We start from the raw sequence: 14,396 nt of genomic DNA on the forward strand, positions 1-14,396 counted from the left end.
TACGGCTGATGCAAAGGGGTCATCCTGCGCCGAACGGTCCCCTCTCCCTGAGCGAGAGGGGCAGGGCGAGGGGCTCTTCCAGCGGCCAAACGCACGTCTGATTCCGCCCCTTGTGCTTGGCCGCATACAACGCCTGGTCGGCCTGCGCGATCAACTGGTCCGGCTCGGTGTCCTGCCCCGGCGTGGCGATGGCCAGGCCGATACTCATCGTCAGTCGCCCCAGCTCTGCGGCGGGGTGTGCGATGCCCATCTCGGCGACCCGCCGATGAATGCGCGCAGCGACGTGGCTGGCGCCTTCCAGGCCGGTGTCGGTAAGAATGATGACGAACTCCTCGCCGCCGTAACGGCAGGCCACGTCGCCCTCGCGCTGCAAACATTCCTGCAGGCAACTGGCGAGGCGCCGCAATGCGTCGTCGCCGGCCAGGTGGCCGAGGCAGTCGTTGAAGCGCTTGAAGTGGTCAACGTCGAGCATCAGCACCGCCAGCGGCGCATCGGCCCGGCGCAGGCGGCGCCATTCGCTCTGCAACTGACGGTCGAAGTAGCGGCGGTTGTACAACCCGGTCAGCCCGTCCTGCTGCGACAGCTTCTGCAACTGTGCCTCGAGCTGCAGGCGCTCGCTGTTATCGCGGGCCACGGCGATCAGGTAGTCGCGGTCGCCCTGGTGGATCAGCTGGGTATTGATCTCCGCCGGCTGCAGGCTGCCGTCGCGGCGCTGCATCTCGCGCTGGAAGATCATCGACAGATTCAGTCGGTGTGCCTGCTGTACCAGCTGGATCCAGGCGTGGAAACCGGGGATCAGCCGTTCGGGGTCATCGCGCAGCAGGTGGCGGAACTCATCGGCGCTGTAGCCCAGAGCATTGTAGGTAGCGCGGTTCATGTGCAGCAGCTCGCGGTGCTGCAGATCGAAGATGAATAGCGCGTCGCGACTGGAGTCGGTGAGGTCCAGCGCCAGCTGCAGGCGTTCGCGGCTCTCGTGCAGGGTGGCCTCGACGGACTGGCGCTGTTCCGCCTCCTGGTTGAGCAGCTGGTTGCTGGCGCTCAGGGCGGTGGCGCGGCGGGCGTTCTCTCGAGCGAGGAACAGCGCTGCCACCAGCAGGAGGCTGATCGCGACGCCGCCGCCAAAAACCACCAGCGGCAACGGCGAGGACAGTGACCTGACCAGTTGCGCCGTCGGGCTGAGTTCCAGTTCGAAGCTGCGGTTGTTGAGCAGGCGCAGCGGTACGCGCAGGGTCTGCTCGGCATCGCTGTCGGGCTGCTCGCGCACGTAGAGCGGGCGGCCATGCTCCAGCAGACGGACGGAAAAAAGCTGGTTGTCGAGTTGTTGCAGCAGGTTGTCCATGAGGTTGCCGACGCGAAATACACCCTGCATGAACCCGTCGAATTGCAGCTCATTGTCCGCGCCACGGATGAATACCGGCGTATACAGTACGAAGCCGCGGCCGCCCTGGAGCAGCTCCACGCTGTCGCTCAGGCGCGGCTTGCCGCTGTTGCGGGCAGCGATGGCGGTGTCGTAGTTGGGGTGACGGTCGGTGAGGTGGAAGCCCAGCGCCGCCTCGTTGCCTTGCAAGGGTTCCAGCCAGCGGATGCGCAGGTCCGGCCCTGACCACTGGATCGACTGGTAGCCCGGGAAGCTGCGCACGTAGAAGCGTGCATCCAACTCCCATTCGGCACGGGGCATGCGGCCGTGGTGGGTCCACAGTTGGGCAAGCAGGTCCAGGCCTTGGACCTGCTCGTGAAGGTTGGCTTCCAGCTGGTGCGCCAGGCTGCGCCCCTGGTAGACCAGGCGCTCCTGCACGCGTTGGCGTTCGCTGCTCGCCAACTCCTTGCCCAGCCAGGCGCTGGCGAGCAGGAGCACGCAGAGCAGACCGCCAAGCCCGAGATAGGTAGCGAGAGAGGACTGAAGGCGGCGCATACGGCGAATTCCGGGGGCTTCAGTAACCTAATAGCACAATGCCTCTACTTGCGCGCCAGGCCGACGACGATCGCCCACTGTTCGGCGGTGACCGGCATCACCGACAGGCGGCTGCCCTTCTGCACCAGGGGCATTTCTTCCAGTCCCGCCTGGGCTTTCAGGGTGCCCAGTGGCAAGACCGACGCGAAGGCCTCGACAAAGCCTACGTCGCGAGCTGTCCACGGATTCTTCTGCTCGCTGGCCTTGGGGTCGTGGTAGTGGCTTTTCGGGTCCAGTGCGGTCGGGTCCGGGTAGGCCTCGCCTTGAATCTCAGCAATGCCGGCAATGCCCGGCTCCGGGCAACTGGAGTGGTAGAAGAAGAACAGATCGCCCGGCTGCATGCTGCGCATGAAGTTGCGTGCCTGGTAGTTGCGCACGCCGTCCCAGCGCGCGGACTTCAGGCGCTGGAGGTCGTGGATCGAAAGTTCGTCGGGCTCGGATTTCATCAGCCAGTAAGCGCGTGCCATCCGCGAGGGTCTCCTTGTGCGTGGCGGGTCGTGATCGCTTTTTATTAAAGATAGGTGTTTCCCTGCGACAAGCTGCCGGCTCGCCGGAAACAAAATGTAGGAAGAATATGTAGGAATATCGGCATGAACATTGCCTGAAAGTGCCGGGAGTTTCGGGGGTGGCCGATCCTCCGACGACCGGTTGGCGCCAGAATTGCGAGACGCCCTGCATTGTCGGAAAATGCCGCCGTTTTTAGCTTGGCCTGCCGGACGGACCAAAAACCACCGCCGGCCGTCATGAACAATTGCCTGGAAGGGGGAGGCAATCGATGAAGCGCAAGCCTGATCTTTTGTGGGTGTTGGTAATACTTTTCGGTCTGGGTGTCGTCACGACCGGTTACACCCAGAGCCTGTGGGAACAACGCCAGGGCAACGCCCCGGTGCAGGTCACCCAGCAGCCCTGATTTGTCGGGGCGCTATCGAGACGGCTATCGCAAGGACCGCGATGCCGTAGCGAGATGGCCATACCAGCCGCCATCCGTCACAATGCCCATCAGCGGCACATCCCAGCTCGCCAGCTCCAGCTTATCGACCTTCTGGCATTCATGCGCCAGGCCCAAAAGCGTCGGTTTCTGCCAATTTTTGCGCATTCCCAGGTAGGCCAGGGTCCGGTCGTAGAACCCCTTGCCCATGCCCAGCCGGCCGCCCTGGGGATCGAAGCCCACCAGTGGCAGCAACAGCAGGTCCAGCGCCCAGGCCGGGCGTTGGCGCCGACGGTCGGCCTGCGGTTCGGCGATGTCGAAGCGATTGCGTACCCAGCGCTCACCAATGCCGACCTGCTGGAAGGTCATGTGCGTGCGTGGCCAGTCCGAGAGCACTGGCAGGTAGGTCGCCTTGCCACGCTGCTGCGCAGCCTTCATCAGGGGACGCGGGTCGATCTCGCCGTCAGCCGGCAGATACAACGCAATGTGCTTGGCCCGGCGAAACAGCGGATGTTGCGCAAGCTGGCGGTACAGGGCCTGGGCGGCGAGGCGTTGCTGAAGGGGCGTGAGTGCGCGTCTGGCCTGGCGCAGCTGGCGGCGCAGGGCAGGGCGGGAAAGACCATCAGAAGGGATCATGGAAGGGTAAAGCTCCCCGGACATGCCGCTGTCGGGTTAGCCCTTGAACCCGAGAGTTCAAGGTGGTGGTTGCAGTAGGCTTTAAGGCTTTCCGTCGTGCGGACATGCACACCAGCCCAACTGGCAACCCCCGTTGTTGCAATTATCGGCTCAGGGACATCACCGACTGGCCAACACACCAGGGAGCGAGACGGATTATACCCCAAGGAAATTTCCGGGGTCAGACTTCACCCTGCTCTTTATCGGTGGTAAGGGGGTCGGTCGTCAGTGCACGGTCCACGCGTTCGAGCAGTTCACGCACGCGCTCGCGGGTGGAACCGCTGTCCTGCTCGACGCGCTCCTGCTTGTGCAGCAGGTCGTGGGTGATGTTCAGGGCGGCCATCACCGCGACGCGGTCGGCACCGATCACCTTGCCGCTGGAGCGGATCTCGCGCATCTTGCTGTCCAGATAGCGCGCGGCGCTTTCCAGGTTGACGCGCTCGTCCGGAGGGCAGGCGATGCAGTACTCCTTGTCGAGGATTTGGACGTTCAGGGTATTCGACTGGCTCATGAGTCCTGCTCCAGGGCTTTAAGACGCAAAATCATCGCTTCGACCTTCTGCCGAGCCAAATCGTTCTTCTCGATCAGATGGGCGCGTTCTTCCCGCCAGCTTTTCTCGTTCGCCCGCAGCAGCCGGTTCTCGGCCTTGAGCTGTTCCAGGCGCTGGAGCAGCAGGTCGAACTTGGCGATCAGCGCGTGCAGGTCGGCGTCTTCCATGGGCTCTCGCTTGGGAGTTGCTTAAGTAATCGAGAACTATATAGGACTGCCGTGGGGGTGGGTCAACGCACGGCGGCCCGACGAGTCGTCACATGGTCTTGCGGTGTGCGCCGGTGCTAGGATAACGGACCCTATTCTATGCGCGGCGCCTGATGGCGCCTAGCCGTCACCCGGGTTCGATCATGTCCACTTCCAGCTCCGCCTACACCGCTTTCGCCGCCCTGCTTGCCGAGGCTGCCCTGCCCATTTCCCCTGCCGAACTGCACGGCCACCTGCTCGGTCGCGTCTGCGCCGGCAGTGGCTTCGACCAGGCAGAATGGCTGCAGGCCGCCAGCGACCTGCTCGGCGGCGAGCCGGGCGAACGCCTGAGCGCGGCCCTCGGCGGCCTGCTGGGCATGGTCCAGCAGGACTTCAGCCAGGGCGAGATGGCCGTGGTGCTGATGCTGCCCAACGACGACGCGCCGCTGGCCGAGCGCGCCGTGGCCCTGGGCCAGTGGTGCCAGGGCTTCCTCGCGGGCTTCGGCCTGGCGCTGCGTGCCCCCAGCCTGTCGGACGAAGCCGACGAAGTGCTGCAGGACATCGCCGCCATCGCCCAGGTCGGCGGCCAGCTGGAAGAATCCGAAGATGGCGAGGCCGACTACATGGAAGTGCAGGAATACCTGCGCGTGGCCCCGCTGCTGCTGTTCTCCGAATTCGGCAAGGTGCCGGCACCGGCCGAGAAACCCTCCCTGCATTGAGGTCGCGCATGATCCGTATCGCCAAGTCGGAATACGCCCGTCGTCGCAAGGCGCTGATGGCGCAGATGGAACCCAACAGCATCGCCATTCTCCCGGCGGCGCCGATGTACATCCGCAACCGCGACGTCGAGCACGTCTACCGCCAGGACAGCGACTTCCAGTACCTCACCGGCTTCCCCGAGCCGGAAGCGGTGCTGGCGCTGATTCCCGGTCGCGAGCACGGCGAGTACGTGCTGTTCTGCCGCGAGCGCGATCCGGAGCGTGAACTCTGGGATGGCCTGCGCGCCGGCCAGGACGGTGCCATCGGCACCTTCGGCGCCGACGATGCCTTCCCCATCGGCGATATCGACGACATCCTGCCGGGCCTGATCGAAGGCCGCGACCGCGTGTATTACGCGCTGGGCGCCAACCAGGAGTTCGACCGTCGTCTGATGGACTGGATCAACGTGATCCGCTCCAAGGCGCGCCAGGGTGCGCAGCCGCCGAACGAGTTCGTCGCCCTCGACCACCTGCTGCACGACCAGCGCCTGTACAAGAGCGCCGGTGAGGTGAAGGTGATGCGCTACGCCGCGGAAGTCTCCGCCGGCGCCCATATCCGCGCCATGCAGGCCTGCCGTCCGGGACTTTACGAGTACCACCTGGAAGCCGAGCTGGAATACGCCTTCCGCCTGGGCGGCGCGAAGATGCCGGCCTACGGCTCCATCGTCGCCGCCGGCCGCAACGCCTGCATCCTGCATTACCGGGAGAACGACGCACAGATCAAGGATGGCGACCTGATCCTGATCGACGCCGGGTGCGAGATCGACTGCTACGCCAGCGACATCACCCGCACCTTCCCCGCCAGCGGCGTGTTCAGTCCCGAGCAGAAGGCCATCTACCAACTGGTGCTGGACGCGAACATGGCCGCGTTCGACTACATCGCCCCCGGCCGCCACTGGAACGAAGCCCACGAGGCCACCGTGCGGGTCATCACCGCCGGACTGGTGGAACTGGGCCTGCTCAAGGGCGACGTCGACGAGCTGATCGAGCGCGAAGCCTACAAGGCCTTCTACATGCACCGTGCCGGCCACTGGCTGGGCATGGACGTGCACGACGTCGGCGAATACCGCGTCGGCGGCGAATGGCGCGTGCTCGAACCGGGCATGGCGATGACCGTCGAACCGGGTATCTACATCGCCCCGGACAACACCGACGTGCCGAAGAAGTGGCGCGGCATCGGCGTGCGCATCGAGGACGACGTGGTGGTGACCAAGACCGGCTGCGAAGTGCTGACCAACGGCGTGCCGAAAACCGTTGCCGAGATCGAAGCGCTGATGGCCGAAGCCAAGGCCCAGGCCGCCTGACATGCAACGTACGCAACTGGCCATCATCGGTGGCGGACTCGTCGGCGCGAGCCTTGCGCTGATTCTCCAGGCCGGCGCCCGCGCGCGCGGCTGGCAGATCGTGCTGGTCGAGCCCTTCGCCCCTGGCGACGCCTACCAGCCGAGCTATGACGCGCGCTCCTCGGCGCTGTCCTTCGGCAGCCGGCAGATCTACGAGCGCCTGGGGCTCTGGCAGCAGATATCCCAGCGCGCCGAACCCATCACCCAGATCCATGTGTCCGACCGCGGCCGCTTCGGCGCCGCGCGCCTGACCGCGGTGGAAGAGGGCGTTCCGGCGCTGGGCTACGTGGTCGAGAACGCCTGGCTCGGCCAATGCCTGTGGCATGCGCTGGACCCGGAAGTGGTGAGCTGGCGCTGCCCGGCCGAAGTACGCCGGATGGACGCCCTGGGCGATGGCTACCGCCTGACCCTGGACGACGACTCGCAGCTGGATTGCGACCTCGCCGTGCTGGCCGATGGCGGCCGCTCCGGCCTGCGCGAGCAACTGGGCATCAACGTGCGTTCCTCGTCCTATGGGCAGACCGCGCTGATCGCCAACGTCAGCCCGTCCGAGGCCCATCGCGGCCAAGCCTTCGAACGCTTCACCGAAAACGGCCCGCTGGCCCTGCTGCCGCTGCCGGAAAACCGCTGCGCGCTGGTCTGGACCCGCAATGGCCGTGACGCCGAGCGCCTGCGCGAGCTACCCGACGCGGCCTTTCTCGCCGAATTGCAGGACGCCTTCGGCTACCGCCTGGGCACCCTGCGCCAGGTTGGCGTGCGCCATGGCTACCCGCTGAGCCTGACCGAGGCCGACGAACAGATTCGCCCGCACCTCGTGGTGCTGGGCAACGCTGCCCACAGCCTGCATCCCATTGCCGGGCAGGGTTTCAACCTGTCGCTGCGCGATGCCAAGGCACTGGGCGACCGCCTGCTGCAGGAAGACGCTGCGCCGGGCGATTTCTCCGTACTGCAGCGTTACCTGGACGGCCAGCGTCTCGACCAGCAGATGACCGTCGGCTTCTCCGACCGCGTCACCCGCCTGTTCTCCAACGACCAGCCGTTGCTGGCCACCGGCCGCAACATCGGCCTGCTCGGCCTTGACCTGCTGCCGCCGGCCAAACGCTGGTTCGCCCGCCAGGCCATGGGCCTGGGCGCCCGGCCGGTCTGATTCGATGGATTCTCGCAAAAGCGCCCGCCGCGCCCGTCTGCTGCGTTTCGGCCTGAATCTCTACCCGCCCTATCTCGGCGCTGGCGTGCGCGTGCGCCATATCAGCGCGGACTTTCGCGAGGTGCGGGTGAAGATGGGCCTGAACCTGTTCAACCGCAATTACGTTGGAACCCAGTTCGGCGGCAGCCTGTACAGCATGACTGACCCCTTCTTCATGCTGATGCTGATGGAGAACCTGGGGCGCGAGTACATCGTCTGGGACAAGGCTGCCAACATCGAATTCGTCAGCCCCGGTAAGGGGCCGGTGTACGCCGAGTTCCGCATCGACCAGCACCTGCTCGACGAAATCCGCGCGCAGACCGCTGGGGGTGAGAAGTACCTGCCGCGCCTGCATGCTGAAGTGCGTGACGGCGAAGGCACCCTGGTGGCGCGGGTGCAGAAGACCCTCTACGTCCGGCTCAAGCCGCGCGCGCGGCAGGCCGCTTGAATTTCGATGCCCGTGCCCTTGCTGCGCGGGCCGCTGAAGAAGGAACGCACATGCACGCGGATCTGGTAATCGTCGGGGCGGGAATGGTCGGCAGTGCGCTGGCCCTGGCCCTGGAAGGCAGCGGGCTGGATATCCTGCTGCTGGACGGCTCGCCGCTGAGCGTCAAACCGTTCGACCGCGAAGCGCCCTTCGAGCCGCGCGTCAGTGCGCTGTCCGAGGCCAGCCGGCGGATTCTCCAGCGCCTGCACGCCTGGGACGGCATCGCCGCGCGCCGCGCCGAACCTTACCGCGAGATGCAGGTGTGGGACGGCTCCGGCACCGGGCAGATCCACTTCAGCGCCGCCAGCGTGCATGCCGAGATGCTTGGCCATATCGTCGAGAACCGCGTGGTGCAGGACGCCCTGCTGGAGCGCCTGCACGAGTCCGCACTCGGCTTGCTGCCTAACGCGCGCCTGGAGCAACTGCGCCATTCCGGCGACGACTGGCTGCTGACCCTCGCCGATGGCCGCGAGATCCGCACGCCGCTGGTGGTCGCCGCCGACGGCGCGAATTCCGCCGTGCGCCGCCTGGCCGGCTGCGCCACCCGCGAGTGGGATTACCTGCATCACGCCATCGTCACCAGCGTACGTTGCGAGAATCCGCACGAGGCCACCGCCTGGCAGCGCTTCACCGACGACGGCCCGCTGGCCTTCCTGCCGCTGGCGAAGGAGGGCGACGCGCACTGGTGTTCGATTGTCTGGTCGACGACCCCCGAGCAGGCCGAGAAGCTCATGGCGCTGGATGACGAAGGCTTCTGCAAGGCGCTCGGGCTCGCCTTCGAGCACCGCCTGGGCGCCATCGAACACGCCGATCGCCGGCTGTGCATCCCGCTGCGCCAGCGCCACGCGAAACGCTATGTGGAGCCGGGGCTGGCGCTGATCGGCGATGCCGCGCACACCATCCACCCGCTCGCCGGGCAGGGCGTGAACCTGGGCTTCCTGGATGCCGCGGTGCTCGCCGAGGTGATCGAGCATGCCCACGCCCGTGGCGAGAACATCGCCGAGGAACGCGTGCTGAGCCGCTTCGAACGTCGTCGTATGCCGCACAACCTGGCCATGATGGCGGCGATGGAAGGCTTCCAGCGCCTGTTCCAGGCCGACCCGCTGGCGGTACGCTGGCTGCGCAACGCCGGGTTGCGGCTGGTGGACAAGCACCATGAGGCGAAAGGTGTGTTTGTGCGGCGGGCGCTGGGGCTGTCGGGGGATTTGCCGGGCTTGGCGCGGGTTTAATCACGGCGACCTGCGGTCCCCCTCACCTTAACCCTCTCCCGGAGGGAGAGGGGACTGATCGGCGTGCGCTGATCGTTCAGAGATCGCCGGCTGACTCCGTGATATTCAGATACGCCGAACGGCTCCCTCTCCCTTTGGGAGAGGGCTGGGGTGAGGGGCTCTTGCCTTGCGCCCCGATCGCCCCGCGACCCCAAACCACACCCTCCCGAAACACCCCGACACAAACGCGCCCCTCAGTAGCAAATGAGGTTCCTTATCATTTGCGGGATTTCTTCTCCGCAAAGGACACGCTCATGCTCGCGCGCAAAGGTCTTATCGCCACCCTCCTGCTGGCTGCCCTCGGTAGCACCGCCCAGGCCGCCGACGAAGTGGTGGTCTATTCCTCGCGCATCGACGAGCTGATCAAACCGGTGTTCGACGCCTATACCGAAAAGACCGGGGTGAAGATCAAGTTCATCACCGACAAGGAAGCGCCACTGATGGCGCGGATCAAGGCCGAAGGCGCCAACACCCCGGCCGACCTGCTGCTCACCGTGGATGCCGGCAACCTCTGGCAGGCCGAGAAGATGGGCATCCTGCAGCCCTTCGATTCGCCGACCCTGGACGCGAACATCCCGCCGCAGTACCGCTCCGGCACCGACAGCTGGACCGGCCTGTCGCTGCGCGCGCGGACCATCGCCTATTCCACCCAACGGGTGAAGCCCGAGGAACTGTCGACCTACGAGGAGTTGGCCGATGCGAAGTGGGAAGGCCGCCTGTGCCTGCGCACCGCGAAAAAGGTCTACAACCAGTCGCTGACCGCGACCTTGATCGAGACCCATGGCGCCGAGAAGACCGAGGAAATCCTCAAGGGCTGGGTGAACAACCTGGCCACCGACGTATTCTCCGATGACAACGCGCTGCTGCAGGCCATCGCCGCTGGCCAGTGCGACGTCGGCATCGTCAACACCTACTACTACGGCCGCATGCACAAGGACAACCCGCAGCTGCCGGTGAAGCTGTTCTGGCCGAACCAGGGCGACCGGGGCGTGCACGTCAACCTGTCGGGCATCGGCCTGACCAAGTACGCGCCGCACCCGGAAGAAGCCAAGAAGCTGGTGGAATGGATGACCGGCGCGGAAGCCCAGTCGCTGTTCGCCGGCATCAACCAGGAGTTCCCGGCCAACCCGAAGGTCGCGCCGTCGCAGGAAGTGGCCGCCTGGGGTGAGTTCAAGGCCGACAGCATTCCGGTGGAGATCGCCGGCAAGCGCCAGGCCGAAGCGATCAAGCTGATGGACCGTGCCGGCTGGAACTGATGGAAGCGCTGGCGCCTTACTGGCTGTCGGCGTCGCCCTTGTGATCCACTGAAAGCGCCTTGCCGTTCTCCGCCAGCAGGCAGATGAACTGGCCGTCCGACTGGTCGCCGCGGCGCAGTTGGGCGGTCAGGCGCTTTCTGGCGTGCTGCCCGTCCACCTCGCCGTCGTAGGCCTCTTCGCGGATCGACGAGGGCTCCACCCAGGTCTGCTGCCAGCGCTCCTGTACTTGCGGATTCTCGGCCAGGAGCGTCATTGCCATTTGCAGGCAGGCCTCCATGGGAGTGGGCTCGTCGGCCTGAACGGCGCCGCACAGTGTCAGAAGCAGCAGTCCGCAGAGAGAGCGAGGGGAGGACATGGGCTTTTTCCTTGGCAGGTTGGAATGGCAAAGTGGCGGATTCGACCGCACTAGCTTGAGCTTTATCCCTGTCGCATGAGGATCAGGCGAATTCGATACCAATGAGGGAAGTTTCCGTCAGTTCTTCGGTGACATTTCCTGCGAACACCGGCTGATCTCCTGGAATAACGCAACGCATGCGCACCCACCGCTGGACCTCCATCACCTTTGTCGTCGCCGCCCTGGTTTTGCTGCCCATCAGCGTCCTGCTGCTGAGCTGGGCGGAAATCGACCGCGAAATCTGGTCGCACCTGTGGGAAACCCAGATGACGCGCCTGCTGGGCAATACCCTGGTGCTGGTGGCCGGCGTAGGCGTGGGCGTGACCGTGCTCGGCGTCAGCCTTGCCTGGCTCACCAGTCTCTGCGAATTCCCCGGCCGACGCTGGCTGGACTGGGCGCTGATGCTGCCCTTCGCGGTGCCGGCCTATGTGCTGGCGTTCGTCTTCGTCGGCCTGCTGGATTTCTCCGGCCCCGTGCAGACGCTGCTGCGCGAGTGGTTCGGCAGCGGCCTGCGGCTGCCGCGCGTGCGCTCCACCGGCGGCGTGATCACCGTGCTGGTGTTGGTCTTCTACCCCTACGTCTATCTGCTCGCGCGCACCGCCTTCCTCGCCCAGGGGCGCGGCCTGACGGAGGCGGCGCGGGTGCTTGGCCTGTCGCCCCTGGCCGCCTTCTGGCGCGTCGCCCTGCCCATGGCGCGGCCGGCCATCGGCGCCGGGCTGGCGCTGGCGATCATGGAAACCCTGGCGGATTTCGGTACCGTGTCGGTGTTCAACTTCGACACCTTCACCACCGCCGTCTACAAGACCTGGTACGGCTTCTACAGCCTCTCCAGCGCCACCCAGCTGGCCAGCCTGCTGTTGCTGTTCGTCATGCTGGTGCTGCTGGGCGAGCGCTACAGCCGCGGCCGCAGCGGTGTGCCCAACGAGCGACCGCGTGGTGCGGCGCTGTATCGGCTGCGTGGCTGGAAGGCCCTCGCCGCCAGCGCCTGGTGCCTGCTGGTATTCGCCTGCGCCTTCGTCATCCCGGTGCTGCAACTGGTGGTGTGGGTCTGGCAGAAAGGGCGTTTCGACCTCGACGAGCGCTACTGGGGGTTGATCCTCCACAGCCTGTACCTGGGTGGTTTCGCTGCACTGATCACGGTGGCCGTCGCGCTGTTGCTGGCCTTCGCCCGGCGGCTGTCGCCAACGCCCGCGGTGCGCTCGGCAATCGGCATCTCCAATCTGGGCTATGCGCTGCCCGGCTCGGTGCTGGCGGTGGCGATCATGCTGGCGTTCAGCTGGCTGGATAACCATGCGGTAATTCCGCTGTCCAGCGCCCTGGGCGGCGCCGGCAAGCCCTTGCTGCTGGGCAGTCTCGGCGCGCTGCTGGTGGCCTACCTGATCCGTTTCATGGCAGTGGCCTACAGCCCGCTGGAAGGTGCGCTGGCGCGAATTCGACCGTCATTGCCGGAAGCCTCCCGCAGCCTGGGCGTCGGCGGAACGGGGTTGTTCTTCCGCGTCTATCTGCCGCTACTGGTGCCGGGAGCCTTGAGCGCCGCGCTGCTGGTGTTCGTCGACGTGCTCAAGGAAATGCCCGCGACCCTGCTGATGCGTCCGTTCGGCTGGGACACCCTGGCCGTGCGCGTCTTCGAGATGACCAGCGAAGGCGAGTGGGCGCGCGCCGCGCTGCCGGCGCTGACGCTGGTGCTGGTGGGACTGTTCCCGGTGATCGGGCTGATCCGTCGCTCGGCGCGACCGACCGGTTCTGTGCGGCCCTGAGAATCGGCCGTCGGACAAGCTGTCCAGAGTCCGGTCATGCGACTACAATGCGCGCGTTTCGTGCGGGCCGTACTCGCGCTCCGCACCCGCCTCGCCCGGAAGGAGAACACCCATGGGACAGCGCACGCCGCTCTATGATTTGCACGTCGCCCTCGGCGCCAAGATCGTCGATTTCGGCGGTTGGGACATGCCGTTGCACTACGGTTCGCAAGTCGAAGAGCACCACCAGGTACGTCGCGATTGCGGCGTGTTCGACGTTTCCCACATGACCGTGGTCGACGTCACCGGTCCGCAGGCCAAGGAATACCTGCAGCGACTCCTGGCCAACGATGTCGAACGACTGCAGGTTCCGGGCAAGGCGCTGTACAGCGGCATGCTCAACGAGCGTGGCGGCGTGGTCGACGACCTGATCGTCTACCTCGGCGTGTACGGCTACCGCGTGGTGGTCAACGCCTCGACCCGCGACAAGGACATGGCCTGGATGCAGGCGCATACCGAGGGCTTCGACGTCACCCTGACCGAACGTCCCGATCTCGCGATGCTGGCCGTCCAGGGCCCCAACGCCCGCGAGAAGACTGCCGAGCTGGTCACTCCCGCCCGCGCCGCGCTGATCCGCGAGCTCAAGCCCTTCCAGGGCAAGGCCGACGGTGACTGGTTCATCGCCCGCACCGGCTACACCGGCGAGGACGGCCTGGAAATCATGCTGCCGGCCCTTGAAGCGCCGGGCTTCCTGAATGACCTGGTCGGTGCCGGTATTTCCCCGGCGGGCCTGGGCGCGCGCGATACCTTGCGCCTGGAAGCCGGGATGAACCTCTACGGCCAGGACATGGACGAAGACGTCACCCCTCTGGCCGCCAACATGGGCTGGACCATCGCCTGGGAACCCGAAGGCCGCGACTTCATCGGCCGCAAGGCCCTGGAAGCGCAGAAAGCCGCCGGCGATGCGCCCAAGCTGGTTGGCCTGGTGCTGGAAGAGCGCGGCGTGCTGCGCGCCCACCAGGTGGTCCGCGTCGCCGGCGTCGGCGAAGGCGAGATCACCAGCGGCAGCTTCTCCCCGACGCTCGGCAAATCCATCGCCCTGGCCCGTGTGCCGGCGGCCACCGGCGATCGCGCCGAGGTGGAGATCCGTGGTAAGTGGTACCCGGTTCGCGTCGTTCAGCCGAATTTCGTGCGTCATGGCAAAGCCCTGATCTAAATTGCATAGGGCGGCATTGCCGCCCGTCGCCCAGTCCTCGAGGAACAACAAGATGAGCAATATCCCCGCCGACCTGCGTTACGCCGCCAGCCACGAGTGGGCGCGCCTGGAAGCCGACGGTACCGTCACCGTGGGCATCTCCGACCACGCCCAGGAAGCCCTGGGCGACGTGGTCTTCGTCGAACTGCCGGAAGTGGGCAAGACCCTCGCCGCCGGCCAGGAAGCCGGTGTGGTCGAGTCGGTGAAGGCCGCCTCGGACATCTACGCCCCGGTAAGCGGTGAAGTCATCGCCGTCAACGACGTGCTGGCCGACACCCCCGAAGAAGTGAACAACGATCCGTACGGTTCCTGGTTCTTCAAGCTCAAGCCGAGCAACCCGGCCGAGCTGGACAAGCTGCTCGACGCCGCCGGCTACCGCGCTGCCAGCGACGCCGACGCGTAAGACACTGCTGTACACACAGGC

The 14,396-nt window shown here is 65.9% G+C and carries 16 protein-coding genes and 1 other RNA gene; 10 read left to right on the top strand and 7 right to left on the bottom strand.

Annotated elements, in window-relative coordinates; genetic code table 11:
- Positions 1 to 19: 19 nt before the first annotated feature.
- The gene (locus tag LDJ84_RS01765) at positions 20 to 1,912 is read right to left on the bottom strand and encodes a diguanylate cyclase (protein ID WP_024765747.1); all 1,893 of its coding nucleotides are present in this window, start codon (positions 1,910 to 1,912) and stop codon (positions 20 to 22) included.
- A gap of 44 nt (positions 1,913 to 1,956) precedes the next feature.
- Positions 1,957 to 2,418, bottom strand: a complete 462-nt coding sequence (locus LDJ84_RS01770) for an EVE domain-containing protein (RefSeq protein ID WP_037013444.1) — start codon at positions 2,416 to 2,418, stop codon at positions 1,957 to 1,959.
- 308 nt (positions 2,419 to 2,726) lie between these two features.
- On the opposite strand from LDJ84_RS01770, the gene LDJ84_RS30655 reads away from it, so the two are divergent.
- Positions 2,727 to 2,861 (top strand): hypothetical protein, encoded by a 135-nt coding sequence (locus tag LDJ84_RS30655; protein ID WP_128082560.1) that lies wholly within the window; start codon positions 2,727 to 2,729, stop codon positions 2,859 to 2,861.
- Positions 2,862 to 2,885: 24 nt separating this feature from the next.
- Here the strand turns inward: LDJ84_RS30655 and LDJ84_RS01775 are convergent, their stop codons facing one another.
- The 4 genes from LDJ84_RS01775 to LDJ84_RS01790 form a co-directional block, all read right to left on the bottom strand.
- Positions 2,886 to 3,515, bottom strand: coding sequence for a 5-formyltetrahydrofolate cyclo-ligase (locus tag LDJ84_RS01775; protein WP_226045819.1), 630 nt, complete (start codon positions 3,513 to 3,515; stop codon positions 2,886 to 2,888).
- A gap of 9 nt (positions 3,516 to 3,524) precedes the next feature.
- A non-coding RNA gene (gene ssrS, locus LDJ84_RS01780) (6S RNA) lies at positions 3,525 to 3,703 on the bottom strand.
- A gap of 32 nt (positions 3,704 to 3,735) precedes the next feature.
- Positions 3,736 to 4,065, bottom strand: coding sequence for a cell division protein ZapA (locus LDJ84_RS01785; protein WP_226045820.1), 330 nt, complete (start codon positions 4,063 to 4,065; stop codon positions 3,736 to 3,738).
- Entirely contained in the window at positions 4,062 to 4,271 is a 210-nt protein-coding gene (locus LDJ84_RS01790) for a TIGR02449 family protein (RefSeq protein ID WP_017521390.1), read from the bottom strand. Before LDJ84_RS01790 ends, LDJ84_RS01785 begins: the two co-directional genes overlap by 4 nt.
- 182 nt (positions 4,272 to 4,453) lie before the next feature.
- Here LDJ84_RS01790 and LDJ84_RS01795 point away from each other — a divergent pair, with 182 nt between their 5' ends.
- The 6 genes from LDJ84_RS01795 to LDJ84_RS01820 all read left to right on the top strand — a co-directional run bounded on the left by LDJ84_RS01795 (position 4,454) and on the right by LDJ84_RS01820 (position 10,587).
- Positions 4,454 to 5,008, top strand: coding sequence for a UPF0149 family protein (locus LDJ84_RS01795; protein WP_024765743.1), 555 nt, complete (start codon positions 4,454 to 4,456; stop codon positions 5,006 to 5,008).
- A gap of 8 nt (positions 5,009 to 5,016) precedes the next feature.
- Positions 5,017 to 6,351, top strand: coding sequence for a Xaa-Pro aminopeptidase (gene pepP, locus LDJ84_RS01800; RefSeq protein ID WP_024765742.1), 1,335 nt, complete (start codon positions 5,017 to 5,019; stop codon positions 6,349 to 6,351).
- Between the two features lies 1 nt (position 6,352).
- The gene (ubiH, locus tag LDJ84_RS01805; protein WP_226045821.1) at positions 6,353 to 7,537 is read left to right on the top strand and encodes a 2-octaprenyl-6-methoxyphenyl hydroxylase; all 1,185 of its coding nucleotides are present in this window, start codon (positions 6,353 to 6,355) and stop codon (positions 7,535 to 7,537) included.
- Positions 7,538 to 7,541: 4 nt separating this feature from the next.
- Positions 7,542 to 8,024 (top strand): DUF4442 domain-containing protein, encoded by a 483-nt coding sequence (locus LDJ84_RS01810; protein WP_024765741.1) that lies wholly within the window; start codon positions 7,542 to 7,544, stop codon positions 8,022 to 8,024.
- A gap of 50 nt (positions 8,025 to 8,074) precedes the next feature.
- Positions 8,075 to 9,292, top strand: a complete 1,218-nt coding sequence (locus LDJ84_RS01815; RefSeq protein ID WP_226045822.1) for a 2-octaprenyl-3-methyl-6-methoxy-1,4-benzoquinol hydroxylase — start codon at positions 8,075 to 8,077, stop codon at positions 9,290 to 9,292.
- A gap of 293 nt (positions 9,293 to 9,585) precedes the next feature.
- On the top strand, positions 9,586 to 10,587 hold the full coding sequence (locus LDJ84_RS01820) for an extracellular solute-binding protein (protein ID WP_024765739.1): 1,002 nt from the start codon (positions 9,586 to 9,588) through the stop codon (positions 10,585 to 10,587).
- A gap of 16 nt (positions 10,588 to 10,603) precedes the next feature.
- Here the strand turns inward: LDJ84_RS01820 and LDJ84_RS01825 are convergent, their stop codons facing one another.
- The gene (locus tag LDJ84_RS01825) at positions 10,604 to 10,942 is read right to left on the bottom strand and encodes a hypothetical protein (protein WP_226045823.1); all 339 of its coding nucleotides are present in this window, start codon (positions 10,940 to 10,942) and stop codon (positions 10,604 to 10,606) included.
- 176 nt (positions 10,943 to 11,118) lie between these two features.
- On the opposite strand from LDJ84_RS01825, the gene LDJ84_RS01830 reads away from it, so the two are divergent.
- The 3 genes from LDJ84_RS01830 (at position 11,119) to gcvH (ending at position 14,375) form a co-directional block, all read left to right on the top strand.
- Entirely contained in the window at positions 11,119 to 12,738 is a 1,620-nt protein-coding gene (locus LDJ84_RS01830; RefSeq protein WP_170858037.1) for an ABC transporter permease, read from the top strand.
- A 112-nt stretch (positions 12,739 to 12,850) separates the two neighbouring features.
- Positions 12,851 to 13,933, top strand: a complete 1,083-nt coding sequence (gene gcvT, locus LDJ84_RS01835; RefSeq protein ID WP_024765737.1) for a glycine cleavage system aminomethyltransferase GcvT — start codon at positions 12,851 to 12,853, stop codon at positions 13,931 to 13,933.
- Positions 13,934 to 13,985: 52 nt separating this feature from the next.
- Positions 13,986 to 14,375: a glycine cleavage system protein GcvH gene (gene gcvH, locus LDJ84_RS01840; protein WP_024765736.1), complete on the top strand. Its 390-nt coding sequence runs from the start codon at positions 13,986 to 13,988 to the stop codon at positions 14,373 to 14,375.
- Positions 14,376 to 14,396: the final 21 nt, after the last annotated feature.

The sequence above is a fragment of the Pseudomonas sp. HS-18 genome (assembly GCF_020401845.1).
Lineage (GTDB): Bacteria > Pseudomonadota > Gammaproteobacteria > Pseudomonadales > Pseudomonadaceae > Pseudomonas > Pseudomonas nitroreducens.